Genomic DNA, 24,133 nt, shown 5'->3' with positions numbered 1-24,133 from the left:
ACATCAAGGCGGAGGTGAACGAGAGGTTGAAGTATTACGCTGTCTCCCGGCAAATGGTGCTCTTCGCCGTCGAACGCCGCAAAGCCTGGCGCATGCTCCAGAGCAAAGCCGGCGTGACCAATAAGGATTACCTTGCCCAGAAGTCGCTTCTCAAGAAAGCGGACGAAGGCAAGATTCCGTTGGCCGACCTCAAGACCCGAACCCGCGAATTATTCGATGCAGAACTGGCCACTCTGAGCGCGCCTGCGCCCGCTGCGGCTCCGGCGAAGGCACAGGCATAGGCAAAAAATCGGAGTTCTCTCATTCTTTGCTCACGCGGCTTTGGTGCTCACCCGGTGTAGCAAGTTTTCCAGAAACTCCGCGACCTTGGCTTGCTGGTGCCGAGTCCCAGCGCAACCGGGTTGCGTTCCCAGGCTCCCAATTTGTGATGGAACAGCGAGGTTATCTCCTCCAATCTTTGGCCATGTTTGACCTTCGGCACTTCCTATCGGGTTTGATCCTGTTACCGGTATTCTTCGCTGCTGTTGCCGCGCCCGCGGATTTCACCGGCGTAGAGACCGATCCCGCCTCCGGTTTCTCGCGCGCGGTGATTGTGCCGCCGAAGGCTCTGGCCCACACGGCCCAATTCCTCCCGCTTAGCGACGCGGGCGAAATCGCGGGCCAGGGACACCCAGAGGTTCAAGCTGGCCGCGTGCTCGACAATCTTGCCGCCGCTTTGACGGAAGCGAAAACCAGCCTGGACCAATTGGTGAGGCTGAATGTTTATGCCCGTGATGCTGCGACTGCGGCGGCGGTCAGGCGCGTGCTGACGGAGCGTTTGCGGGGTCCGGTGAAGCCCGCGGTCACGTTTGTCACCGGACAAACGACCCATCCGGACGCGCTCGTGGCGATGGATGCGGTCGCCGTCACGACCATGACTTCGCCCCAAGTCGTGTATCAGCGCAGTGCAAAAATTTCCGGCATTGGAGGGACGCACGTCGCGGTGCTGCCCCTGGGCGGGCATGTCTATATCGCCGGCCAGGCCGAGCCCGGGACGCTGGCCGAGGCGACGCGCAAGACCATGGACAGCCTGCGCTCCACGCTGAAGTTTCTTGAGTTGGACTTCTCGCACGTCGTTTCCGTCAAGTCATTCATTCAGCCAATCGGAAGTGGGTTCGAGGCGCGGGCGGAGATTGTGAAACAGTTCGGCGGACAACCGGCGCCGCCGCTCGTGTTTGTCGAATGGACCATGACCAATCCCATCGAAATCGAGATGGTAGCGGCGGCGGGAGACGCGCCCAGGCAAGCGCAGGAACCCATCGAATACCTCACTCCGCCCGGCATGACCGCGTCGCCCATCTATAGCCGCGTGGCGCGTGTGAATCGCGGTGACTTGATTTACACGGGAGGGTTGTATGGACCGTCCGGCGCCAGCGGCGAAGGGCAGGTTCGCGACATTTTCGCGCAGTTAAAGACGCTCATGGAGAAAAGCGGCAGCGACTTCCGCCATATGGCGAAGGCGACTTACTACGTGAGCGACAACGACGCCAGCACGATGCTGAACAAGATTCGTCCCGGGTTCTACGACCCGAAGCGGCCTCCAGCGGCCTCGAAAGCCATGGTGCCCGGCGTGGGGTTAGAGGGGCGCAGCATCACGCTGGACATGATCGCAGTCCGGCGACCGGCGGCAAACGTTGCTCCTTGAGACGCGCGCAGCCCATTCGTCCCCGTCCTCGATTGGCCGCGATTTTATTCGAGAACGAACGAGGAACAACGATGCCGGCCTCGAAAGACCGGAGCAGGGCCATTGACAAAGCAGCGCAGAATTGAATTCTGCTGTATCCCAGATGGATTGTGCTACACTTGCGCCATAAGCATTATCCTCAAATTCGACGAGGACGCCCTGGCCAGTCTCCCCTTCGGGCCAGGGGAACGATTCAAGCAAGCGATAGGTATCGAGCCAGAAATGGATTTCCCATTCGTAATCTTGCGAGGAATTCATCCTTGCGATCAGGAATGCGTGGTGTTCACCCTCGGGATACTTTAGAAATTTGACACGGCTTTGGTGTTGTCCGGCAGCGGCACCTGAGCCTTGTGCAGGAGATAAGCGATCAGGTCGCGCGCTTGCTGGGGAGGCAAAGTCTCCAACAGACCTTCCGGCATCAGCGAAAGCGAAGAGTCCTCGAGGCGTTGAATTTCGCCGCGCTCAATCGTCAGAACTTCCGTGGCCGTCTTCAGCGTCAGCGTGCGCTCGGTCTTCGCGGCCACCAGGCCATTGAGCGCGCGGCCGTCTTTCAGATTCACGATGGACATGTGGAAGTCGGACGTCACGACGGCGCTGGGATCAAGGATATTTTCCAGCAGATAATCAAGGTTGTCGCGGCCTCCTCCCGTGAGGTCCGGCCCGATCTTTCCGCCCTCACTGTAAAGCGTGTGGCAGGAGGCGCACACGGTGTTGAAAACAGCGCGGCCCTGGCTTTTGTCCGCGCGCGCCAGCCCTTCCGCGGAGAGCCGAGTCTTCCACTCGGCGATGAGCTGGCGTTTGTCCGGGGCGGAGTCGCGCAACTCACCCCAAACTTGAGCCAGTCTTTGGTTCAACGTCGCGTCGTTCAGGCTGCGAATCTGCCGGGCGTGAAAGGCAGAAATGTCGGCCCGCGGAATCCTGCCTTCCGCCACCGCGTTCAAGAGCGCCGTGGCAAAGGTCTGACGCGACACCAACGCAGCCATAAGTTGCGGCCGCTCGGACGGATGGAACTGCCGGTAAGCTCGGACCAACCGGGCCCCGGCGGCTGCGTCGCCGAAGCTCGCCAGACCGCGCGCCGCGACGGGATTCAAAAAACGCACGTCGATCAACCGTTCGCAAATCTGGCGCAAGTCGGGCGGTCGATTGTTGATGAGCGTCTGGAGCGCGGCCTGGCGGGCCAGCATGTCGGCGTTGTCGTCGAGCGCGACCTGCTTCACTTCCTCGAGCGCTCGCCCATCGCCGAAGACGACGTTGAGTTCGCGCACGCGTTCGCGGAAGGCTGCATTCGCAGAGTCCGTCAGCTTCCTCGCGAGCGCGTCCCAGGCGGCTGGCTTCGGCGCTTTGTGCCAGCCAGTCAATGCTTCGGCCACGCCGTTGATGATGTCGGTCTGGAAGGTTTCGGGTTTCGATGCCGTGAGCTGAAGGAGTTTGTTCAAGAGCGCCGGATTCCTCTCGATGTCTTCGGCGAGGCGGCGGGCGATGAATTTCCGGGTGAGCGGGAGTTCGCACTTTGCGGCCAGGGCTGCGAGCGCACCTGGGTTAGCCTCGGCGACGGGAATCAACCCATACCAGATCAGCAGGGGCAAGTTGTGATCGGCCGCGTCTTCCTTTCGAGCGACAAGCGCGGCGGCAAGATCGCTTCGCTGAGTCACAGGCAAACGTTGCAGGGCCGAAGCCAGGGCAAGGCGAACGAGAGCGGAGGCCTCTGTTCGTGCCAGACGGGAAAAGGCCGAGACGACCTTTTGACTGGCTGGGACACCAATCCGAACTCGATCACCTTCTTCGTTGGCGCTGCGTTCCCCCTCACCCTGGCCCTCTCCCGCCGGGAGAGGGAATGCGGCACGCCGCCCCGGGAGGGGGTGTGAGGCACTCGATTTGTCGGAAGGCAGCGTTTGATTCTCCTTCTCCCCAGGGGAGAGGGCCGGGGTGAGGGGAAAGTTTGTGCGTGCTGCCGAAAAGGTCGGCCTCTGACTCAGCACGGTGTCGAGTGCCCAGGTGTCGGTAAGCAACCGAACCGCCCATGCGCGGACGTGCTCGTCGGAGTGGCGAAGCTGGCGTTCGAGGAAACGAGGCCACTCCACGCCGTCCGCGCTGATTACAGCGAGAGACCAAAGGGCCCGGAGCTTCACGACCAGCTCCGCTGGTTTCTCGAAGAGATCGCGCAATTCCTTCCTGGCTTGGCCGAGATCGGAGCCGGTCGCGGCGCGTGATGCGAGTTCGATTCGAGCCTGGCGGGAGAACCATTCATTCGGCTGCAGGTGCAGCTTGACCAACTGGCTCGCGCTGAGTTTCGAGAGGTCGCCGAAGGAAACGCGTTGGGAATCGCCGTAGGTGATTTTGTAGATTCGCCCGCTCTGTCGATGAACGCCGGTGCTTTCGTGGCATTCGCCCACGTCGCTCCAATCGAGCAAGAACACGCCGCCATCCGGGCCATAGCTGAGTTCCATGCCGCGCGCCCAGGGATCGCCCGCGATCAAGAAGTCCGTTCCGTGACGGCCGACGTAACCGGAGCCGCGGCGTTCGAGAATTTCCTGGTTCACGCGGTAACCGTGCATATTCCAGGTGAACAGGCGTCCCCGGTATTCCGCCGGCCAGTTGTCGCCGAGATAAATCATCATGCCGACGTGCGCGTGGCCGCCGCCGTAGGCGTCCGCCTTGCCGTCGCGCGACTTGCCCCAGCCGATCGCGGTGTCGAAGTGCCAATGGTCCGCGTGTTGGTCGATCATCGCATAGACGCGGGGATTCGGATCAATCGTGTGGGGCCGGACGTAATGCGCGCCGGCGAACTGATGCCAGAGATGGCCGTTGACGGTGTTGATGAAGAAGAGTTCGCCGTGCTCGTTCCAATCGTGGCCCCACGGATTCGTGGTGCCACAGCTCAAGGCCTCGAAGATTTTGCGTGCCGGATGATAGCGCCAAATCGTGCCGCGCATCGGAATGCGTTCGGCCGCGGTCGCGCCGGGGACGCCGATCTCGCCCGGACTGGACGCGCCGCACCGGCCATACAGCCAGCCGTCCGGCCCGAAGCGCAGGCCATTGGCGAAGTTGTGGTAATTCTCCGGTGGCGGGACAAACCCATCGAGCACGATCTCCGGCGCGCCGTCGGGCACGTCGTCGCGATTGCGGTCCGGAATGAACAGTAATTGCGGCGGACACATCGCCCACACCCCGCCGCGGCCGACTTCGATGCTCGTGAGCATTTGCACTTCGTCGGTGAAAACCTTGCGCGTATCGAAATGTCCGTCGCCGTCCTGGTCCTCGAAGACGAGGATGCGGTCGCGCAGGCGGAGGTCGAACTTCTGGGTGCGCTCCGCGTAAGTGTAATTTTCCGCGATCCACAGCCGTCCGCGCGAGTCCCAGGCCATTGCGATGGGATTCTGCACGTCCGGTTCGGCGGCGAAGACGGTCGCCTTGAAACCCGGCGGCAGCTTCATCTTCGCGGCGGCTTCGGCGGGAGGGAGAGGCAGGGATTTGTCCGGTTCCGAGTTGTAGGGAAGCGGGAACTCCGAGGCACTCAGGTTCAGAACCGCCAAAAGCAGCAGAAAGATTCTCATGGCTCGACGCATTTCGATTTCAAGCGCGGAAGAGATTTGGTGCTCCCAGTTTCGCGAATGAAACCAAGCGGTTCCAGCCAAAGTTTCCGCAGAAGCCCAGAAGGCCATCAAGGCCTTTGACAATAGAAGTCCTCTAATGCATACTTGGTTCATGGCACATACCATTACGAATCCACAGAAGAAACTGATTCAGGAACTTCTCAAAGTCGGCCGGTGGAACAACGAGAGCGAGATTATCCGTTACGGGCTGCATCTGGTTGCGAAGGAGGTTGAGACCGAACAGACGCGGAGCTTGGAGCCGTACGCAGCAGGAGTACTGGCGCGTGCCTACCGCCGACTAACACTCCGGGAGCGGCAAGAGCACCAAACCATGGAGCGAGCATCAGCCGGCCCGGCAAAAGGAGAACTCGAATGAACCCCTGGGAGGTGTGGCAGTGGGAGTTCCCGCACGGCTCGCATCCAGCGGTCATCGTGTCGCCTGAAGATCGGTGCGCAAACTCGGCCATCGAGACTGTGAACGTTGCGGGCTGCTCAACTCAGAGATCTCGGCGGAGCCCGGATGTCCACGAAGTGCTGCTCGACCAGGAAGATGGTCTGGACTGGGAGACACTCTGCCGCTGCGATGTGCTGTTTCTGGCGAAGAAGACGGATCTCACACGACGGCGTGGAACGCTAACCTTTGAGCGTCGGCGGCAATTGGGTCAAAAAATCATCCGGCTGTTTGGGCTGTGGATGGGATAGAATGGTGTCCGTGCTTCCAGGATGATCAGCACAAATCTGCTGCCGATGCTCGTTGCGCGATTTAGAGCGCTGACCAGTCTGAAGCCATCTTATGTTAAATGGTCGCATTTGTGCGCTAGTGGTGACAGTGGCGGTCTTCGTCGTTGTTGGCATCTGCGTCTGGTTGTGGCTTGATGGCGATCCCGTTTTCCAGGGCAAGCGTCTCAGTGAACATCTCAAGAGCTGTCAAGGCTGCGGACTTTCCTTTGGCGGCGGCAGCTACGGAGAATTGGTTACGGCGCCTGCTGTGACCGATAGATATCTCCCGCCTAGAATCCGACGTCCTTTCTGAGCTCCAACCGGAATCCTGGCCGTTACTGGCTCGGCTCTTAGAAGGCAAAGAATCGCGGATCAAACGCTGGTTCCGTTCCGTCTCTCAGAAACACAGAATCTTGGCGCGCCTCAATCGAGGCAAACCCACCGATGCGTTTGCCCAGCAGGTCGGGGCTCTGATGGCCTTTCGCCAACTCGGTTCGCGGGCCGCCCCGGCCATCCCGGCAGTTACGAAGCTTCTCAACCCGCACGAATTCCGATTCTGAAGCGAGCGGGAGCCCTTGGTGGCTGATGATGAGGAGCCAGAATCTTAGGATGAACATTTGGGCGCTTGGCGCCTACGGCCCGAAGGCTCGGTCTGCCCTTCCTGCTCTCTCGAACCTCCTGAGCTATCGAGATGCGAATGTGAAAACCGCGGCCAGAATCGCGAGCCAAAGGATCAATGGGGAGGGCAATTGGGTTGTCCCTTGATCCATGCCCCTTACCGCCACTTGGCCGTCGGCAGTCCCCCGGGTCAGTGGAATTCTCGTCACTCCTTTTCATTCGTGATGACGCCGTGAAGCAGCCCGCCATGATCTCCGCCCGTCCACGTTCCGGAGTAGGTCTTGTCGTAAATCATGACGCGGGCGGAATATTTGTTGCCGCCCGGGATGCCGACGTTGTCCACGATAATGACCGGCGTGTCGCCCGCCCACCGCACTTGCACGGGAATCGGCGCGACGACGTCCACCTTGCCGTATTGGATGCGGGCGCTGATGAGCCAGGTGCTGGCGGTGAGTTTGGTGACGCTCAGAATCGTGTATTTGTCCTCCTTGTCCGGGCCAGGCTGCCCGTCTTTGATCGAACACCAGCGCCCGCTGAGGGTCGCTTTGGTGAGTGTGGCCTTGAACCTGGCTTCCAATTCATCGGGGCCGGATTTCGCCTTTTCCGAACTGGGAGCCGGCGCCTCTTTGGGTTTCGCCTCCTGAGCGCAAGAAGATGGGCCGAGACTTGCGCCCAACACGATGGCGATTGCGGCCAGGAGTTTGGTGGTTTTCGTTTTCATGGGTTCCAGCTTGGTACGCAATCGGCGAAAGAGATTCAAATTCAAAAGGAATAGGATTGGCGTTTGGCGCTTCCTTTGCGTACCTATGAAGGAAGATGAAGAATGCTGGCTTGATCCTCCTGGCTCTTGCGCTGGCGTCGGTTGGTGGTTCAACCATTGCGGCCACGGATGCCGCGGCACTCAAAGGAGCGATTGCGAGCTTCGAGCGTCACGACTTTCCCGCAGCCGAGCGCCAGTTTCATCGCCTCCTGGCCGCGGATCCCGCCAACACGGAAGCCCGGCTGTATCTTGGACGAATCGCTCTCGAAGAGCACCGGCTCACCGAAGGCATCGATCATCTGGATCACGCGACGCGGCTCAATCCGACGAACGCCGTTTATTTTCTCTGGCTGGCGCGCGGATACGGTTTGCAGGCCCGAAATGCGGGCATTCCCACCGGCATCGGGCCGGCCTTGAAATCGCGCGCCGCGTTTGAAAAATCCGTTGCGCTTGATCCGGGCCTCATCGAGGCGCGCGAGGATTTGATCCAATTCCATCGCGAAGCGCCGGGCATCGTCGGCGGCAGCAGGCGGGCCGCTCGCGCTCATGCGATCGAAATCATGAAGCGCGAGCCGTACATCGGCGCGCTCATTCAGGGCGACCTTTTGATGGACGAAAGGAAGAATCGCGAAGCAGAGAGCGTTTATCGAGGGGCGGCGGAGTTGAAACCCGGCCAGGTGGACGCCTATTACCGGATCGGATTGCTTCACCTCAAACTCAAGGAATACGAGAAAGCTTTCTCGGCTTTCGAGAGAGTTCTCCAGATTGACATAAACGAAGTCGAAGCCTGCTTTTACATCGGCGAGGCAGGGGCGGTGTCCGGGCAACGTCTGCCGCGCGCCGCGGAAGCGCTCAAGGCTTACTTGAAGACCAGGCCGTGGTCCATTCTGCCGTCGCTGGCGGACGCGCACTTTCGGCTCGGCCAGGTTTATGAACGCCAGGAGAAACACGAACTGGCGCGCGCGGAGTTTCAGGCGGCGCTCAAACTGGAGCCGGGCCACAAGGAGGCCAAAGCGGCGTTCCGGAAATTGCGGTGACAGCGTCGCAGGCAGTATTTCAGGGATCAGTATGCAGTACGCAGTATTCAGTCGCGAGTTTTGAAGGGTACACCCGAAAGCTTTTGACCATTTGCCACGCGGACGTTAAACCATCCTGGCCCGCGCGAGTGTCAGTGTCCGTAGCGCAGATTTTGAACCGTGATGAATATTCCCGTGTATTTCCTCGCCAAGACGGAGCTGGAATTGATCTACGTCTGGAACAAAGCCACTCCGGAAGGCAAGGCGATCATCATCATCCTGATCACGTTTTCCATCGTCGCCTGGTCGATCATGGCGTCAAAGGCCGTGCAGATGCGCCGCGCCAGAAGGCTGAACCAATATTTCGATGCCGAGTTCCGCGTCCAACCCACCGTGCTGGCCATTTTCGACCGTCGAATTCAGGTGGACGGCTGCCCGCTCTTCGCCGTTTATCAGGAAGGCTGCATGGAACTGGACAGCCGCCTCAAAGCGGGCGATGTTGCGCGCAAGGTCAAGCAAGTCTCGCTCAAATCCATGGAACACGTGAAGCGAACGTTGGAACGCGCCGTGTCGCAGGAAGCCTTGAGGCTGGAGTCCGGGTTGATTCACCTGGCGCTGGCGGTAAGCGGCGCGCCCTTCCTGGGCCTGCTGGGCACGGTCTGGGGCGTCATGAGCGCCTTCAGCGACGTGGCGCTGCAAGGCCGCGCCGATCTGGCTGCGTTGGCGCCCGGAGTTTCTTCCGCGCTGGTCACTACGGTGGCAGGTCTGCTGGTGGCGATTCCCTCCATGTTCGGTTACAACTGGCTCGTGCACAATTTGCGGGCCATGACGGTCGAACTGGATAACTTCGCCCAGCTACTGGTGTCCAAAATGGAGGTCGAATTCCTCAAAGACGACGATGACAGCGGAACATGAATCCATCGAGGGAAATGCGGAGGCGCCGCGGGCGTGTTGTGTGTGGAATGCGAACACCTGAATCCTCCCGGCAAACAGGTCTGCGATGAATGCGAGGCGGAATTGTTCATGGACTGCCCGGCTTGCGGTCGCCGCAATGAACGGATTTACACGCGATGCCAGGCTTGCCGGCGCCCGTTGCACCGATCACGCTGGAGCCGGTGGCTGGAGAGAGTGATGGGCAAAGGGTTTTCGCTCGTGTCTGCGGTTTTTGTGATGGACATCCTGAATTTCGCGCGCTTCGCCAACGTCAGTCAGGCTGTGACCGAGCGTGTCGTGCCCTGGTGCTGAAGACCTCTATGCGGCGTTTCTCCCAACGTAATTCCCTGGTCACGCTGAGCGAGATCAATATCACGCCGCTCCTGGACCTGGCCTTTGTCCTCTTGATCATCTTCGTGATTATTTCCCCGTCCATCAAGTCGCAGCAGGACCACGGCATGGAACTCGACTTGCCGCAGGGCGGCGGGCCGGCGCCGAAAGTGGACGCCAGGGACCGCCGGGTCGTGGAGATCAATCGAGACGGCGCGATGATGCTCGACCGGCAACGGATGGTTCCCGAGCGCATCGAACAAGAGTTGGTCAATACGTTCCGCCGCAACCCGAATCTGGTAGTGCAGATTCGCGGCGACGGCATGGGGCGGCTTGCGGATTTCATGGACATCGTGGACCGTTGCCGACGCAACGGCATTTTCAAATTCCAGATCGACACGCAACCGCGAAAGAACTGATGAGCCGGCTGCAACAGAAATGTCTCGTCGCTTCGGCAGGCACGCACTTGGCGCTCCTGTCGCTGCTGTTCATTTCGCCGGCCTTCATTCCGTCCAAACAAGAGCCGGAGCTGCCGGTCGTTTACTTCCTGCCGGACAAACTGACGGACGATCTGTCCTACGGTGGCGGCTCGCCTACCGCCGTGGCGCCACCGGCCTCGGCGCAACAGACACCGCCTCCCGCGCCGCCGGTTCAGGCGCCTCAGGCGCAAGTCATCCCTCCGCGAGAGCCGGATCCAACCCCACCGGAGCCCAAGCCGGCCAAGAAACCCGAACCGGAACGCACACCGCCCAAACCGAAGCCAGATCTCACCCAGACACCGGCCACGAAGCCGCTGGAAAAACCCGCCACCAAACCCGCGAAACCAAAGCACGAAATCAAACCCACGTTCGACAAATCCGCGGACAGCGCCCGCGCGCTGGCGGAAGCGAAAGCCCGCGCCAAGGCCGAGGCCGACCAGAAGGCGGTGCAAGCGCGGTTGCTGGAGAAATGGAACCAGGTTGGGCGGAGTCTGAAGAACCTGTCTTCGGGGACGTCCGTAGAAATCCCCGGACCTGGCGGCGAATTCTTCTTTGCCAACTACAGGCAGTACGTGAAGAGCGTGTTCGAAAACGCGTGGCTTCCCCCGGACGACGTTAATGACGATTCTGTCGTGGTGAAAACCGAGGTTGTCATTCTGCGAGACGGGACGATCAGGTCGGCCCGCATCATCAGAAGATCCGGGATTCCTGCGCTCGATCAATCTGTAGAGCGAGCGCTGAGCTTGAAGGATCCTCTGCGTCCGTTTCCCGAAGGCACCAAAGACACCGAACGCACTTTCTATATCAACTTCAACCTCAAAGCCAAGAGATCCACCGGATGACATTTCAACCGACGAAATTGTGTGCATGCCGCGAAGAAGGCTTCGCGTTTCCCGCTTCTTTCAGTGGCTTCCGTCGTGGGAGGTCTAACGCTTCCTTCCCCCTCACCCCGCCCCTCTCCCTTGGGGAGACGGAGCATTCCTCCCCGCGCCGGAACAGGCCGGCGTGTTCCGATCGAGCTGGGATTGCAGCGGCAGAACCCTCTCCTTGGGGAGAGGGCAGGGTGAGGGAGAAGGGACTGGACGACGACAAGTTGGGACCGGATTTGCCGGACACACCGATCAGTTCCAGATTTCGAGATTCACGTTCTGGATTTTGGCGGCTCGTCCGCCGCACCGCCTGCCTTGCCGCGTTGCTTGTTTCGGCCGCCCATCGGTTTGTTTTCGCGCAACAGTCGCAACCAGCCATCGACATCGATAAGGAAGTTGATCGCTCCAAACTGATCCCGATCTCCTTGAGCGGCTTTTCGGGCGAAGTCCAGACCGTGCTGAGGTTCGATCTCGAAATCCAGGGCTTCGATATTGTCGCCGCAGACGTGGCCCAGTTCAACGTCACGGGCAGCAATGCCGGCGCCGTGGAAGGACGCGTCATCGACCGCATCCGGAAGACACCCATCCTTGGGAATCGTTACCAGGGCGGAACGCCCCGATCCCAGGCTCATGCGTTTGCCGACGACATCATTCAGAAAATAACCGGCAAACCGGGAATCTCCCGCGCCAAGATCGCTTTCATCAGCGAGAATGCACGGCGCCGGGAGATCCATGTTTCCGACTATGACGGCGCGAACGCGCATGCGGCCACCCAGGACAGCGTGGACGTGGTCACGCCCGCCTGGGCGCCCGGTGGCCGAAAGCTGTTTTATGCTTCGCGAAAGTCCGGTTACCTGGACATCTACTCGCACGACCTGATTTCCGGAGAACGGATCGTCGTCGCCAAGTATCCCGGATCAAACTTCAGTCCGGCCGTTTCGCCGGATAGCCGGCGCGTGGCGATGATTATCAGCAAGGACGGCAACCCTGAACTTTATGTCTCCAATGTCGATGGCACGAATGCCAGGCGATTAACGCAAACCGCGGCCGATGAATCCTCGCCTTGCTGGTCCCCGGACGGCCAAACGATCTGCGTCGTTTCGAGGATGGGTGGAGCGCCGGCGCTCTACAAAGTCCCGGCCTCGGGCGGGCCAATGACGAAGATTCGGACCGCAGGTGTCGGCAGCGTGACGGAGCCGGATTGGTCCCCGGATGGCAAATGGATCGCCTTTACGGCGCTCACGCGGCCTTTTCAAATTTGCCGTGTCCCGGCCCAGGGCGGAACCGTGGAGGTTCTTTGCGGGGGCGAGGACCCTTCCTGGGCAGCAAATTCGCGCACGATTGTCTTCACTGCGCGCTCTGGCGACCGCCGTGTCCTCTCTTTGCTTGACGCAGACACGAAACGGGTCAAAACTCTTGGCCAGTATTCGGGAAGCCGGTCGCAGCCCAGTTGGGCCAAATAACCCTCCCGCCGTTGAAGGAACAAAGATGAAACACACCAATTTTGTGAAGCTCTTGCTGATGAGCTTCATTCTGGCGTCCACCGCAATCGGATGTAAGAAGGTTCCCAAGTCCATCACACCCATCCCCGGTGCGAATCGGACTGGCCCGGGCGTTCCTTCGACCACTGACCCAACGGATCGTGGCCCTCGTCATCCTCCGAACACGGAAACGACTCCAACGACCCTCCCTAACGATCCGACCGGAAGCACACCGTTCGGATCCAGAATCGACAAAGGCGATTTCTGGGGCGACAAGGAGACCTACAAGGAAAGCACGGTTTACTTTGCTTTCGACAGCGCTCAAGTCCGCCCCGAGGACAAGTCGAAGATCGACGCTGTCGCCCAGCACCTCAAAGCCAACCCGACCTTCAAAGTCGAAGTCGAGGGCCACTGTGACGAGCGCGGCACGGAAGGATACAATCTTTCGTTGGGCGAACGCCGGGCGCTCTCCGTGCGGGAGTATCTGATCTCGGTTGGCGTTGGCGGAGATCGCGTCGGCACGATCACTTACGGCGAGAGCCAGCCCGCCGTCCAGGGCCACGACGAAACGGCCTGGGCGAAAAACCGCCGCGGTGAGTTCCTTCTGCTCAAGCCGAAGACCCAGTAAAGTGAACTTCGCGGTTCTTCGCTATTCTCAGTGGCTGGGTCGCGGATTTCGAATGTCCCCTTCCCCCTCACCCCAGCCCTCTCCCCTAGGGAGAGGGAGCATTGAACGCCGCATTTCGATGGGGCGCGCGCGTGAGGTTGCTCTCAGCGCGGAATGCCATTCCCCTCTCCCTGAGGGAGCGGGACAGGGTGAGGGGGAAGGGGACCTCAGATGCCAGGAAGCGGTTTTGCTGCTTTACGCCTTGTCGGTTCTGGCTTAGCTTCGGATAAATCTTAAAGACTTTTTATGAATGAGACCATGTTCGCGATGTTGAACGGTTGGGAAATCCTGCTGCTTCTGCTCCTGGCGCTGATTCTGTTCGGCGCCAAGAAATTGCCGGAATTGGCCCGAGGCCTGGGGCAAGGCATCCGCGAATTCAAGAAATCCACTCGGGAAGTTCAGGACGAATTGGAAAACGCGGTCAATCTGGACGCGCCCCCTCCTCCTCCGCCGCCCCGAAAATTGCCCCCCGACACTCAGCCTCGCTCGAACGAATCCGGCGACATCAACGAAGCAGTCCGCGAACGCGAAGAGCGCCGAGAAGGAACTTACACTGGCACAGCCAAACAGGGCTGAGCTTTCCGCAACTGAGTCCTTAGTCCTTCCCGCGCGGGTTTGGCCATGCCACAGGAACCCCAGGAGAACGCCTTTCCGTCCGAGGGGCAAGAATCTCCGACGCTTCAGAATTCGGACGACACGACGCAGGAACACGCTTCGGTCCCGGACGAACAGCCCCTCGCTCCCGCCTATTCGTCCACGGCCCACCACGAGTCCGAGCCGGGCCGTGAAGCGGTCGAGGAAGAGGAGGACGGAGGCGGCCCGGTCAAGTCCTTCCTCGAACATCTCGAAGATCTCCGCTGGACCATCATCAAAAGCGGCTCGGCGTTGATCATCGCAATGGTGGTTTGCCTGTGCGCTACCAAGCAGATCGTGGCGATTTTGACCTGGCCGATGGAACGCGCCGGGCTGGACCCGTCGAAGATTCTGCAGCTTTTCAATCCGCTGGGCGGCTTCCTGATTTCGCTGAAGATGGCGTTTTACACGGGGATGGTGATCGCGCTGCCGTTCATCCTTTATTTCCTAGGCGAATTCGTGGTGCCGGCGCTGAAGAAGAAGGAAAAGAAGTTCTTCTTCGTTGCGTTCACCATCGGGACCGGGTTCTTCGTTGTCGGCGTGGTGTTCTGCTATTTCATCTTGTTGCCCTTCTCCCTGAACGCGCTGGTCAACTACAACAAGTGGATCGGGTTCTCGACCGAAACCTGGCGCGCGGAAGAATTCTTCGATTTCGCGACCAAGTTTATGCTCGGCGTCGGATTCCTGTTCGAGGTCCCGGTGCTGCTGCTGTCATTGATCCGCCTGGAAATCATCAAGCATGAATTGCTCATCAAGGGCCGCTCTTACATGTTCGTGGTTAACTTTGCGCTGTGCGCCGTCCTGACGCCCGCGGACCTGCTCACGACTTTCATCATGGCCATCGCCCTTCAGCTCATTTACGAAGGCTGCATCCTCGTCTCGAAGTATTGGCAGCGGCAAAAGCGGCAGCGGTTGGAGACGGAGGCCGGACTGCGCACGCCCGGCTCCGACCAGCCGACGTCGATGGATTAGAAAGAGTTTGAACGAAATCGCGCTTTACAAGTCATCACCTCTGGATAACCTCGCAAAAATCAAATCGAACTATGCGCATCTCTTTCTCTTCCCTGGCGTCGCTCGCGGCTCTGGCTCTCATTGCCACGGGCTGCGCGGGGCCGGAACGCAAGCTGGGACGCGGCTTGCTCAACGTGACTGAATTCGCCCGGCTTGGCGAAATCCGCCGCTCCATGGAACAAACCGCGATCTGGGAAGGCACGGACAAGACCTACACCACGGGCTTCATCCGAGGGTTCAATCGCAGCCTGGCGCGCACGGCAGTCGGCGCTTACGAAATCGTCACGTTCCCGTTCCCGAAATACGACCCTCACTACTTGCCGGAATACCCGGTCTATCCGGACAGCTACACGCCTAAACTGATTGCGGATCCGATGTTCGGCATGGACAACGCCCTCGGCTTCAGCGGCGGGGATATCGCGCCGATGATTCCCGGCAGCCGCTTCCGGATTTTCGATTATTGATCGAACTGACCTCTCCAGCGCCAACACTTCCGTGTTGGCGCTTTTTTGTTTCATGACCCTGGAACGGACCTCGCCGTGCAAGATCAACTTCTTGCTGAACGTTCTCGGCCAGCGCGAGGACGGATTTCACGAACTCGAAACCGTCATGCATCCGGTTCCGGTGTTCGACACGTTGGAATTCGAGCGCAGCGCGTCCTCCGGCGTCGCGCTGACTTGCAGTCAGCCTGAGTTGCCGGTTGATTCGACCAATCTTGTTCACCGGGCGGCGACGGCCTTCCTGCACGCCGCTAAGATCAGCGATGGCCTGCGAATTCACATCGAGAAACGAATTCCTCTCGCGGCGGGACTCGGCGGCGGCAGCAGCAATGCCGCCCACACCTTGCTCGGCTTGAACGAACTGTTTGGCCGCCCGCTGGCCTCGGACCGTTTGATGCCATTGGCTGCAACACTTGGTTCTGACGTTCCGTTCTTTCTGCAAGCCGGCCCTGCGCTGGCCACCGGGCGCGGTGAACGCATTTCGGCATTGGGGCCGCTTCCTGCGCTGCGTGATGTGTTCGCTCTGCTGGTGTATCCGGGTTTTGGCATCCCAACCGCGTGGGCTTACCAGCAACTGGCCCGTTTCCCTGAGGCGGCGGCAGGCAAGCCGGGACGCGCGCAGGCACTGATCGACCGGCTGCAAACCTCCGATCTCTCCTCCGCCGCGCCGGCTTTCTACAACGCCCTGGAAGCTCCCGCGCTGAAGAAGTATCCGTTGCTTCAACTATTCCAGGAATTCCTGCGCGAGCATGGCGCGGTGGCAACGCTGATGTCCGGGAGCGGCTCGACCACGTTTGCGCTGGTCTTTGGCCAGCAAAACGCCGGTGAACTCGCCGACAGGTTCCGGGCGAAGTTTGGCGAAACGCACTGGCTCGCGACCGCGCAACTCAATTGAGTTTCGGGTTTCGAGTTTCAAGTTTCGAGTTCTTATTCAACTTGAAACAGGTTCACTTCAGATGGGATGGATTTAGCGGCTTGAGATCCCTCGGCACGAACAGCCCGTCCTTCCGGATCAATTCACCGTCGAACCACACTTCGCCGCCGCCCCATTCAGGCCGTTGAATCAAGACCATGTCCCAGTGCACGGCGGAGCGATTCCCGTTGTCGCAGTCCTCGTAGGCTTGTCCAGGGGTCAAATGGAGCGAGCCCGAGATCTTTTCGTCGAACAGAATGTCGCACATGGGATTGAGGATGTGCGGATTGAATCCCAGCGAGAATTCCCCCGTGTAACGCGCGCCGGGATCGGTGTCGAGAATCTCGTTGAGCCGTTTGCGGTTGTTGGCCTCGGCTTCAACGATGCGTCCGGCCTTGAACTCCAGCCGCACGTTCTCGAACCGCGTGCCGGAGTAAAGCGTGGGCGTGTTGAACTGAATGCAGCCGTTGATCGATTTCTTGACCGGGCAGCTAAAGACCTCGCCGTCCGGAATATTTCGGTCTCCCTTGCACATCTTCGCGCCGATGCCTTTGAGGCTGAAGGTGAGGTCCGTGTTTGGACCTTTGATGTGTACTCGATCCGCGCTTTTCATGCGCCGCTCCAGCGGGATCATGGCGCGCGCCATTTTCCGGTAATTCATCGCGCAGACGTCGAAATAGAAATCCTCGAACGCTTCCGTGCTCATGTTGGCGGCCTGGGCCATGCTTGGAGAAGGCCAGCGCAAGACGCACCAGCGGGTCTTGTTCACGCGATAATTCAAAACGGGGCGGAGGATTCTCGAATAGAGCGACATGCGGTCTCCCGTCACGTCGGAGGTTTCGTTCGCATTGGCGCTGCCCCGGATCGCGATGTAGGCCTGCACTCTTTTCATGCGACTCAGCTCGACGTCATGAACCAACTTCGCGTGGTGTTCGTCAGTGTCCCGGAGAACTTCCCGCGTGATGCGCGAGTGCCGGACTTCGATCAAAGGGATGGCGCCTGCGCTCCTGGCCGCGCGCATGAGTTCCACGGAGAACTCGTCCGGCACATCGATCATGTCGAGCAGGACGCGGTCGCCTTTCTTCAGAGCCGTGGAATATTCGACCAGCAACCGGGCCAATTTTTTATAGCGAGGATCTGTCATTTGGTTTTTTGGCGCTGGAAACTAAGGGAGAACGCCAGGCGGGTCGAGCACGAACGAGTCGGCGGAGAAACGCGATTGATTCCTTGGCGTCATTCCCCGGAGCGCCGGTCTCCGGCCCGGCGCGTTTGATTACGGATCGAAGTCAGGCTACTTCGACAACATCCGATGGGAATGGTTGGAGCGGATGCTGGAGCAGAGGATCGCGGATGGAGCCTTTCTCAACCTCGATTTAACGATGTAACGATTTAACTTTCGAGTCTCGGTTACCGCGGTGTCAACCTGCTCGTTCACGGCTCCGGCTCGATCAGCCCAGGCTCCGTCCCGATTTGAAGCGGCGGTTCGCCGGAAGGCGTCGCCGGACGCGCCGATTGGAGAAAGGCGATCAGGTCCGCCATTTCCTGCTGCGTAATTCGCTCCTCAAAACCTTCCGGCATCATCGATTTGCCCGTGCTGCTTAGCGCGGCGATGTTGGCTCGCAAAATCGTCTCCGACCGCCCCTCGCCTTGCCGCAGCGTGATGCTTGTCGCGGTCTGGGCAGCCAGCATGCCGCTGAAGGTGCGCCCTGCTTTGTCATCGACCACATACTGGATGGAGTTCGGTTGAACGTACTGATTCGGATCGAAGACGTGAACGAGCAGCGCTTCCGCGTCGCGCGAAGGCGAGGACGTGAGGTCCGGACCGATGGCATATCCGATCTCGCCAATCTTATGGCACGCCATGCACTCGCGGCGAAAGACCGCTTCACCGCGAACCGGATCGCGGCTCAGTTGCAACGCGGGCCGATAAGCGTCGATGATCTCTTGCCGGGATCGGCTCGGGCCGCCGCTCAAAAGTTGGAGGGCCAGTGCGCGGACGGATTCGTTTCGGTGGTGGAGCAATTGCTGCCGCCGGGCGGCATCGAGTTGAGCGAGACTGGCCTGCTCCTTTTGCACGGCCTGAAGAAAAACCAGAGTGCGTTCGTAGCGGGCGAGCATGGCTTCAACGACCGCCTCGCGGACTTTCGGCGAATACTCCCGCCATTTCGCCAGGAGAAGCGGCCCGATCTCTGCGGAAGAATAATCGGCCAACGCGCGCACGGCGGCGATTTGAACCGGTTCGGGCTGGCGCAGGTCCAGTAAACCCAGAAGCGTATCTCGCGACTCGGCGAACGCCAGACAGCCCAGCAATGAAATCGAAGAGGATCGATCAGCTTCGGTGCGCGTCGGATCCTTGGCGTCGCGGCGCAGACGGCGAGTGAGTTCCTGCAAATAACTGCGGCCGGCCTCGCTGAGGACGATCGCTGGATCCAGCCGGCCTTGGGCCTGTTTGAGTCCCTTCCCCAGCGCGGTGACCAGCCGATTGGCAATCCCGCCGGGACCGTGATCCTGAGTGAGGCTGGCGGCGCGTTCGAGCACGCGCGCAACCGAGTTGGTTTCTCTGCGAGCGCCTGCAACCAGGGCGAGTTGCTCCAGGAACTCCTGGCCGCCTGGAGCGTTCATGACGCTCTTGTCGTCGAGCAAGGGAACCAGCAGTTGGTCGGCGGCATCTTTGACGGAACTGAGCAAGGCGGTGCGAATCCACCGATCGTTCGCGGAGGATCGCGCGATTTCAGCGAGTGCGCTCCGGTCTCTTGGGTCGCTGGTTTGGCCCAAGGAAAACGCGAGCTGGAAGCGAACCCGCGCGTCGGGATCGTTGGCCAGGGCGAGTATCTTGTCCAGCAAGGCAGAGCTTTGCGCCAACCTTGATTCGCCCAGTCGAATCGTGTGCTCGCGAACGCGGGGAGATTCATCGGCCAATCCAATCAGAATGTCTTCCTCGCCGAGCGCGTTGAGTCCGCGCAAAGACCAGAGCGCATGAACGCGCGCCTGCGGGCTGGAGCTTTTCCGCAACACGCGGCGCAGGGGCTCAATCGCGGTTTGATCCTGGCGTTCGTAGATGAGCCGGTGCGCGGTGTCCCGCCACCAGCCGTGCGGACTCTCCAGCGCAGCCACCAGGTCAGGTGTGCTCGCCCGGCTTAAACGAGGCGAACCCGGATACCGGAAATTCGGCGGAGCCAGGCGATAGATGCGTCCGTGGTCGCGCCCGCTCCGCAAATCCAGGTGCTTCACCACATCGAGCGGAATGTGGATCGCTTCCAGAATTTCCCGGCTCATGTCGAGCACGTAAAGCGTGCCGTCGGGCGCGTTCACAAAATTGACCGGCCTGAACCAGGTGTCGGATGAACGGACGAACTCGGTCTTGGAGTCGGCGCGTTCAGACGTGAACGTTGCACCGTCCGGCTTGAGCCGGCGGCGGTGGATCAGATTATTCTGCGCGTCCCCGACAAATGCGTTGCCGTAGTATTCCGCTCCATACGCCCCACCACGGTAAATAGTGACGCCTGCCGCCGCATCTACTACGTGGTGGCTCGCTCCCGCAACGGTTGGCGGACGCGCTCCGTGCGCGATGCGCCGGCTCGAACGAATCTGGCGCCACCGCTCGATCGGGCTGATGCGAAAGATCGGCACGGGCGCAGGCGCGAGATTATGAATGGCGTTCGGGACCGGCAGGTACGGATTCCGGGCGAGGTAATGCCGCGGGAGAACTTCGTGGAGCAACGGCTGTGATTCGCTGCACAAGAATCGATTCCCCCAATCGTCGAACGTGTTGCCGAACTGCACCACGCCGCTGATCGGCTCAAACTGCTCGGTCACGGGATCGAACCGGAAATCCTGGCCATTGATTGAAATCGCTTCCGCGGAAGGCCGATCTCCCGGTCGGATAATGCCACCGTTGCCGGCGGTCGCTCCATAGATCTTGTGGTCGAGTCCCAGGATCAAATTGTTCAGCATGTTTTGCTGATTCTGCGTGCCGAAGCCGGTGAAAACTTTTCGCCGCACGTCAGCTCGGTTGTCGCCGTCGGTGTCCTTGAAGTACCAAATGTCCGGGGGCGCGGCGACGAACACGCCGCCTTTCCATGGCGCCACGCCGCCTGGCCACAAAAGCTGATCGGCGAACACGTGCGCTTCGTCGAATCTCCCATCGCCATCGGTGTCCTTCAAAAGCCGCACTGTGCCAAGCGGTGGTTGGCCGGGCCTGGGCTTGTACGGATAATCCCGCATCTCACACACGTAGAGGTTGCCATCTTCGTCGAAAGCCGCCGCGATCGGGTCATAAACGAGCGGCTCGCTCGCGACCAGTTCCATGCGAAAGCCGCCGACCGTTTCGAACGCCTGGAGCGCTTCCTCGATCGGCTTGGGCGGGACCGGCTTGAGAAACGCGCGCAACTCCTCCTCGCTGTGCGTGCGAAGTCCGGCGTCGTCGATCGCGGGCAAGTCGCGCGCCAGGTCCGAGGGATGGCCTTCGGAGAGCGCGCCTCGGGCTTCGCGAATTTTCATGAGAATATCCCGCGAGCGCTCAAAGTAATCCAGGACCCGCGCCTGCTCCTTGAACTTCCGCGCTTTGTGGGCCGCGATTTGCTTGTCGATCTGCTCGACGAACGCGTCCAGCGACGCCGCTTCGTAAGGCGCCTTGCCGTTGAGATAGACATAGACCGGATTGGAGTGCGATTCGGCGTCCGGCGTGCCGAGGCGCGACAACGAAAAGGCGCGGGCGGCGATCCACGCGGAACGATCCACTTCGAGTTCGTGTTCAAGTTCGATCCAGCGTCCTTGCCCTTCGCTGGCGGGCACCAACCGTTCCTTCAGCACGCGGCCATTCGCTATGAGTTGAAGGTGCGTCACCGGGGCGACTTCGCTGCGCACGCGGATCCTGGCGTGAACTCGATGCGGTCCGGCGCCAGCTTTGTTGATTCGGCTGCCCGGCTTTTGCCCATCCACTTCGAGCAAGAGAAGCGGTCCGGTCGTGACGAAACTGTCGCCCGCGGCGGCTGCGCGCAACCAGGTCTCCAGGTTGGGCTGGCTTGGAGAGTAAGCGTAAGTGAGACAATCGCCGAGTTTGCGGCAAGCCGGGTAGTCCGAAGCGCCGACAATCGGAATCCGAAAACCGCAATTGAGCATCCGATACCAGTCAATCAATCCGATGCCGCGATAGACGCCGAATTGGAGCAACTCGACGGCGTCGATGTTCCCCTGGACAACGTCCGCATAGACCGCTTGCGCGTAGCCGCCATGCGCGTGGAAAGCCACGCCGCCCTTTTCTCGCGCTTGCCGCGCCAGATCCCCGTACAACGGCCAGTCGTTTGCGTTCACCGTCTGGCCCGCCAACACCAGATCGTCCCGCAAGAAGAGATTCATGTGGCCGTAGGTTGAACTGCGGTATTCCTGACCGGACACGATGCTGTAGGAACCACGGCTCATGATTGACCGGCGCCCGAGGCCGCGCTGCTGCGGCGAGGCCATTTTATCCATCAAACCGGCGTACGGCCCCGCCGGTTCGTTGTACGCCAGGATGGTTCCGAAATGGATGTCCTCGGCTTCGAGCAGATCGAGGATTTTCTGGTCGTCTGCCTCGCTCGCTCGCGGAATATGAATATGCGGATCGCCAGAGTGATAGCCCAATTCCGGCAAGGGGACGGCATGAGTCAGCGCAACTTCGACACGCCCGGTTTCGCCTGGAGAAACCTGGACCGTGCGCGTCTCCGGTCGATACTCGAATCCCTTCCAGACTTCGACTCGAATCGAACCTGGCGGAACATCGACGCGAGCTTCACCCGAACAATAAAAGAAACGCCCAAAATAACGAACCGGCGCCTTGTCCGGGCGGTTACCCCAGCCTTTTGGCCAATTCGGCCACTGACCGGTCAAGCTGTGGATTTTGAGCGGGCCGTCTTTGGGTTCGTAGAAATTGCCGTCCGGACCAACCACATTCACGCGGCAAAACAGCGGTTGCCTCGTCTGCGCGTGGCGAACGGCGATTTGAAGATGCGCGGCGCTCGCCTCGGGCGCTGCCGCGGGAACGCCCACCTTGGCAAAGCCGGGCGGTGTGAAGATCAAAGCTTCGTCATTCGTCGTGGATGCCTTGAATGAATACTCCGCGAGCGGACCTTCCAGCGGGTGCGAAGACTGCGCGCCGATCATGGACTGGTAAGGACGCGTTCCAGCGCGTCCCTGATATTGCGGCCACGCGCCGGTTCGCAACCGCTCAAACGCCCCAGCTACGGCCTCGGCACCGCGCACCGCATGGCCGGGCAGCGGATGCTGAAGGTTGACCGCTTCGAGTTGCGCCGGGGATTCGAGGGTGATTTTGGAAAGTTCCTCCGGGATGGGATCCAAGCCCAGATGTTTCGCGAAAAACTGGTACACGGCCTGGCGTTTGGACCGCCCGAAGTCATGGCCTTCCTCCGCATAGTGCGCGTTCTCGACTTGATCGCGCGCGCCGGCGAGCTCGTACATCCGCCGGACAAAAGGAAAACCCACGTCGGGAAAACTTTTCGTCTGGTCCTGCCCGACTGAAACGATCAATTGCGCCCGCGGCGAAACCGCCGCGCATAATTCGATGGCGTTGCTCTCGGCGGCCTGCATGACCGGCATGCCTCCTTCGCACCGGCATCCCTCTGGGGCCGCCCAGGGATAGACGATTACAACCGGCGCGGAGACTTTGACTCGGTCATCCAGCAGCGCCAGGAAAAAGGTTTGCGTCCCGCCGCCGGAAGCCCCCGTGACGCCGATCCGATCCGGATCGACGCCTTCGAGCGAAGCCACGAAGTCCACCGCACGCAGGCTATTCCAGGTTTGCAGCGCCAGGACGAGCGGGTCGTCGTGCGTGGTCTGGAGCGAGTCTTGCCAGCCGACCATGCTATAGGAGAACACGGTCGCGCCCATGCGCGAGAACTGGGCGCAACGAATCTGCTGCTCATCGCGCATGCGTCCCAGCGGCTTGAAGTGGCCGTGCGGACAGAGGATCGCAGGACCGGGCCGCCGCCGCTGAAGGGGACGGTACAAATTCCCCGTGCAATAGAATCCCGGCATGGTTTCGAGAGCGACATTCTCCACCGAGTAACCGTCATGCTCGCGCCGGCTGTGAATGATGGGTTTGAGCGGTGGACGTTCCGGCAAGGGCCAGAGCCTGGCGCCTTTCAAGAATTCCTCCCGCAATTCCGCGCGGCGCGTGGACCACGCTTCAGCGGTGGAATAATTCGCCTTGGATCGGACGAGTTGCGCCAGGACCTTCGGCTCATCGCCGCGCACACTGGCCATCAAGGTCAGAAAGAAACCGGCACTGGCGACAAACGAGGGAAGCCCAGGTTTCATGACGCGATCTTCCGCAATTAGAATCAGGCCGGATCGAAAGTCCAGAACTCCCGAGAGCGTGTCCGAAATTGGGTAGCGCGGCCGACTCGCCCGCCCCGGTCGGCGACCCGCCGACCGGAAGTGCGGATGCCTCTCGGAAAGGCCGTCATTATGGATTCTATCCCACGGTCTGATCAGTATATCGGCCGCTTTTGATCATCCGCCGGATGAATTGCTCCCAGCCTCGACGAATTGCGCTACGGCGGGATGCTTTGACCGAGATCAAGGTGGAGGAGGCGGGTTTGTGCCCTGGTAGAAAGACTTGACCCCATGCTTGACCACAACGCCAGCGCATGACCGCCTTTGTTTATGAAAACCGTTATGTTCCTCCCCCCGAACCCACCCCTTCACCCCTCCCAGGAGGGGAACCTGCAACTGGCGCTTTCAACCAAGCTTTCCTCCTGGGAGGGGCAGGGGGTGGGTTCAGGGGTTCAATGCGCGAAACATTTTCGGAGAATTCTCTCTCTGATCCTCATCGGTTGGCTCACGGACACAGCGCGACCTGTATCGGCGAGCGACCCGACCGCGAATCTG

18 protein-coding genes are annotated in these 24,133 nt (G+C 60.4%); 14 read left to right on the top strand and 4 right to left on the bottom strand.

Annotation, left to right across the window (positions count from 1 at the left end; translation table 11 throughout):
* The first annotated feature begins 14 nt into the window (after positions 1-14).
* Together FJ398_11465 and FJ398_11460 are read left to right on the top strand one after the other, a co-directional pair.
* Positions 15-281, top strand: a complete 267-nt coding sequence (locus FJ398_11465; protein ID MBM3838561.1) for a hypothetical protein — start codon at positions 15-17, stop codon at positions 279-281.
* A 143-nt stretch (positions 282-424) separates the two neighbouring features.
* A complete protein-coding gene (locus FJ398_11460; GenBank protein MBM3838560.1) occupies positions 425-1,684 on the top strand; it encodes a RidA family protein in 1,260 nt (419 codons plus the stop codon).
* A 338-nt stretch (positions 1,685-2,022) separates the two neighbouring features.
* Here FJ398_11460 and FJ398_11455 read toward each other — a convergent pair whose 3' ends face one another.
* Positions 2,023-5,442, bottom strand: coding sequence for a c-type cytochrome (locus FJ398_11455; GenBank protein ID MBM3838559.1), 3,420 nt, complete (start codon positions 5,440-5,442; stop codon positions 2,023-2,025).
* On the opposite strand from FJ398_11455, the gene FJ398_11450 reads away from it, so the two are divergent.
* Together FJ398_11450 and FJ398_11445 are read left to right on the top strand one after the other, a co-directional pair.
* Entirely contained in the window at positions 5,429-5,692 is a 264-nt protein-coding gene (locus tag FJ398_11450) for a hypothetical protein (protein ID MBM3838558.1), read from the top strand. The two genes, FJ398_11455 and FJ398_11450, sit on opposite strands and share 14 nt — an antisense overlap.
* Entirely contained in the window at positions 5,689-6,018 is a 330-nt protein-coding gene (locus FJ398_11445; GenBank protein MBM3838557.1) for a hypothetical protein, read from the top strand. The genes FJ398_11450 and FJ398_11445 overlap by 4 nt, the downstream gene beginning before the upstream one ends.
* Positions 6,019-6,859: 841 nt before the next feature.
* On the opposite strand, the gene FJ398_11440 is transcribed toward FJ398_11445, so the two are convergent.
* On the bottom strand, positions 6,860-7,375 hold the full coding sequence (locus FJ398_11440) for a hypothetical protein (protein ID MBM3838556.1): 516 nt from the start codon (positions 7,373-7,375) through the stop codon (positions 6,860-6,862).
* Between the two features lie 95 nt (positions 7,376-7,470).
* On the opposite strand from FJ398_11440, the gene FJ398_11435 reads away from it, so the two are divergent.
* From FJ398_11435 to ispE, 10 genes are all read left to right on the top strand, one after another.
* Positions 7,471-8,451: a tetratricopeptide repeat protein gene (locus FJ398_11435; protein ID MBM3838555.1), complete on the top strand. Its 981-nt coding sequence runs from the start codon at positions 7,471-7,473 to the stop codon at positions 8,449-8,451.
* Positions 8,452-8,613: 162 nt separating this feature from the next.
* Positions 8,614-9,345 carry a MotA/TolQ/ExbB proton channel family protein gene (locus tag FJ398_11430; GenBank protein MBM3838554.1) on the top strand — a complete coding sequence of 244 codons (732 nt, stop codon included), beginning with the start codon at positions 8,614-8,616 and terminating at the stop codon, positions 9,343-9,345.
* A gap of 155 nt (positions 9,346-9,500) precedes the next feature.
* Positions 9,501-10,112, top strand: coding sequence for a biopolymer transporter ExbD (locus FJ398_11425; protein MBM3838553.1), 612 nt, complete (start codon positions 9,501-9,503; stop codon positions 10,110-10,112).
* Positions 10,112-11,014: a hypothetical protein gene (locus FJ398_11420; GenBank protein ID MBM3838552.1), complete on the top strand. Its 903-nt coding sequence runs from the start codon at positions 10,112-10,114 to the stop codon at positions 11,012-11,014. The genes FJ398_11425 and FJ398_11420 overlap by 1 nt, the downstream gene beginning before the upstream one ends.
* On the top strand, positions 11,011-12,504 hold the full coding sequence (locus FJ398_11415) for a hypothetical protein (protein MBM3838551.1): 1,494 nt from the start codon (positions 11,011-11,013) through the stop codon (positions 12,502-12,504). Before FJ398_11420 ends, FJ398_11415 begins: the two co-directional genes overlap by 4 nt.
* Positions 12,505-12,562: 58 nt before the next feature.
* A complete protein-coding gene (locus FJ398_11410) occupies positions 12,563-13,150 on the top strand; it encodes an OmpA family protein (protein MBM3838550.1) in 588 nt (195 codons plus the stop codon).
* A gap of 297 nt (positions 13,151-13,447) precedes the next feature.
* Positions 13,448-13,765, top strand: a complete 318-nt coding sequence (locus tag FJ398_11405; GenBank protein ID MBM3838549.1) for a twin-arginine translocase TatA/TatE family subunit — start codon at positions 13,448-13,450, stop codon at positions 13,763-13,765.
* A 45-nt stretch (positions 13,766-13,810) separates the two neighbouring features.
* Positions 13,811-14,794, top strand: a complete 984-nt coding sequence (gene tatC, locus FJ398_11400) for a twin-arginine translocase subunit TatC (protein ID MBM3838548.1) — start codon at positions 13,811-13,813, stop codon at positions 14,792-14,794.
* A gap of 71 nt (positions 14,795-14,865) precedes the next feature.
* On the top strand, positions 14,866-15,297 hold the full coding sequence (locus FJ398_11395; GenBank protein MBM3838547.1) for an exosortase system-associated protein, TIGR04073 family: 432 nt from the start codon (positions 14,866-14,868) through the stop codon (positions 15,295-15,297).
* Between the two features lie 52 nt (positions 15,298-15,349).
* On the top strand, positions 15,350-16,228 hold the full coding sequence (gene ispE / locus FJ398_11390; protein MBM3838546.1) for a 4-(cytidine 5'-diphospho)-2-C-methyl-D-erythritol kinase: 879 nt from the start codon (positions 15,350-15,352) through the stop codon (positions 16,226-16,228).
* A 52-nt stretch (positions 16,229-16,280) separates the two neighbouring features.
* On the opposite strand, the gene FJ398_11385 is transcribed toward ispE, so the two are convergent.
* Positions 16,281-17,390, bottom strand: coding sequence for an aminopeptidase (locus FJ398_11385; GenBank protein MBM3838545.1), 1,110 nt, complete (start codon positions 17,388-17,390; stop codon positions 16,281-16,283).
* A 287-nt stretch (positions 17,391-17,677) separates the two neighbouring features.
* Positions 17,678-23,560: a c-type cytochrome gene (locus FJ398_11380; protein MBM3838544.1), complete on the bottom strand. Its 5,883-nt coding sequence runs from the start codon at positions 23,558-23,560 to the stop codon at positions 17,678-17,680.
* Positions 23,561-24,133 lie beyond the last annotated feature (573 nt).

The sequence above is a fragment of the Verrucomicrobiota bacterium genome, from assembly GCA_016871535.1.
GTDB lineage: Bacteria > Verrucomicrobiota > Verrucomicrobiia > Limisphaerales > SIBE01 > VHCZ01.
Note: the sequence above shows the minus strand (reverse complement) of the source record. Positions and strands in the feature narration are given on the sequence as shown.

What these genes read in the sequence shown, in the direction of transcription:
- FJ398_11395 (MBM3838547.1), top strand. Translation starts at nt 14,866, where the DNA reads ATGCGCATCTCTTTCTCTTCCCTGGCGTCGCTCGCGGCTCTGGCTCTC.
- FJ398_11435 (MBM3838555.1), top strand. Translation starts at nt 7,471, where the DNA reads ATGAAGAATGCTGGCTTGATCCTCCTGGCTCTTGCGCTGGCGTCGGTT.
- FJ398_11445 (MBM3838557.1), top strand. Translation starts at nt 5,689, where the DNA reads ATGAACCCCTGGGAGGTGTGGCAGTGGGAGTTCCCGCACGGCTCGCAT.
- tatC (MBM3838548.1), top strand. Translation starts at nt 13,811, where the DNA reads ATGCCACAGGAACCCCAGGAGAACGCCTTTCCGTCCGAGGGGCAAGAA.
- FJ398_11405 (MBM3838549.1), top strand. Translation starts at nt 13,448, where the DNA reads ATGTTCGCGATGTTGAACGGTTGGGAAATCCTGCTGCTTCTGCTCCTG.
- FJ398_11455 (MBM3838559.1), bottom strand. Translation starts at nt 5,442, where the DNA reads ATGGTATGTGCCATGAACCAAGTATGCATTAGAGGACTTCTATTGTCA.
- FJ398_11415 (MBM3838551.1), top strand. Translation starts at nt 11,011, where the DNA reads ATGACATTTCAACCGACGAAATTGTGTGCATGCCGCGAAGAAGGCTTC.
- FJ398_11425 (MBM3838553.1), top strand. Translation starts at nt 9,501, where the DNA reads ATGCCAGGCTTGCCGGCGCCCGTTGCACCGATCACGCTGGAGCCGGTG.
- FJ398_11410 (MBM3838550.1), top strand. Translation starts at nt 12,563, where the DNA reads ATGAGCTTCATTCTGGCGTCCACCGCAATCGGATGTAAGAAGGTTCCC.
- FJ398_11380 (MBM3838544.1), bottom strand. Translation starts at nt 23,560, where the DNA reads ATGAAACCTGGGCTTCCCTCGTTTGTCGCCAGTGCCGGTTTCTTTCTG.
- FJ398_11450 (MBM3838558.1), top strand. Translation starts at nt 5,429, where the DNA reads ATGGCACATACCATTACGAATCCACAGAAGAAACTGATTCAGGAACTT.
- ispE (MBM3838546.1), top strand. Translation starts at nt 15,350, where the DNA reads ATGACCCTGGAACGGACCTCGCCGTGCAAGATCAACTTCTTGCTGAAC.
- FJ398_11430 (MBM3838554.1), top strand. Translation starts at nt 8,614, where the DNA reads ATGAATATTCCCGTGTATTTCCTCGCCAAGACGGAGCTGGAATTGATC.
- FJ398_11440 (MBM3838556.1), bottom strand. Translation starts at nt 7,375, where the DNA reads ATGAAAACGAAAACCACCAAACTCCTGGCCGCAATCGCCATCGTGTTG.
- FJ398_11385 (MBM3838545.1), bottom strand. Translation starts at nt 17,390, where the DNA reads ATGACAGATCCTCGCTATAAAAAATTGGCCCGGTTGCTGGTCGAATAT.
- FJ398_11420 (MBM3838552.1), top strand. Translation starts at nt 10,112, where the DNA reads ATGAGCCGGCTGCAACAGAAATGTCTCGTCGCTTCGGCAGGCACGCAC.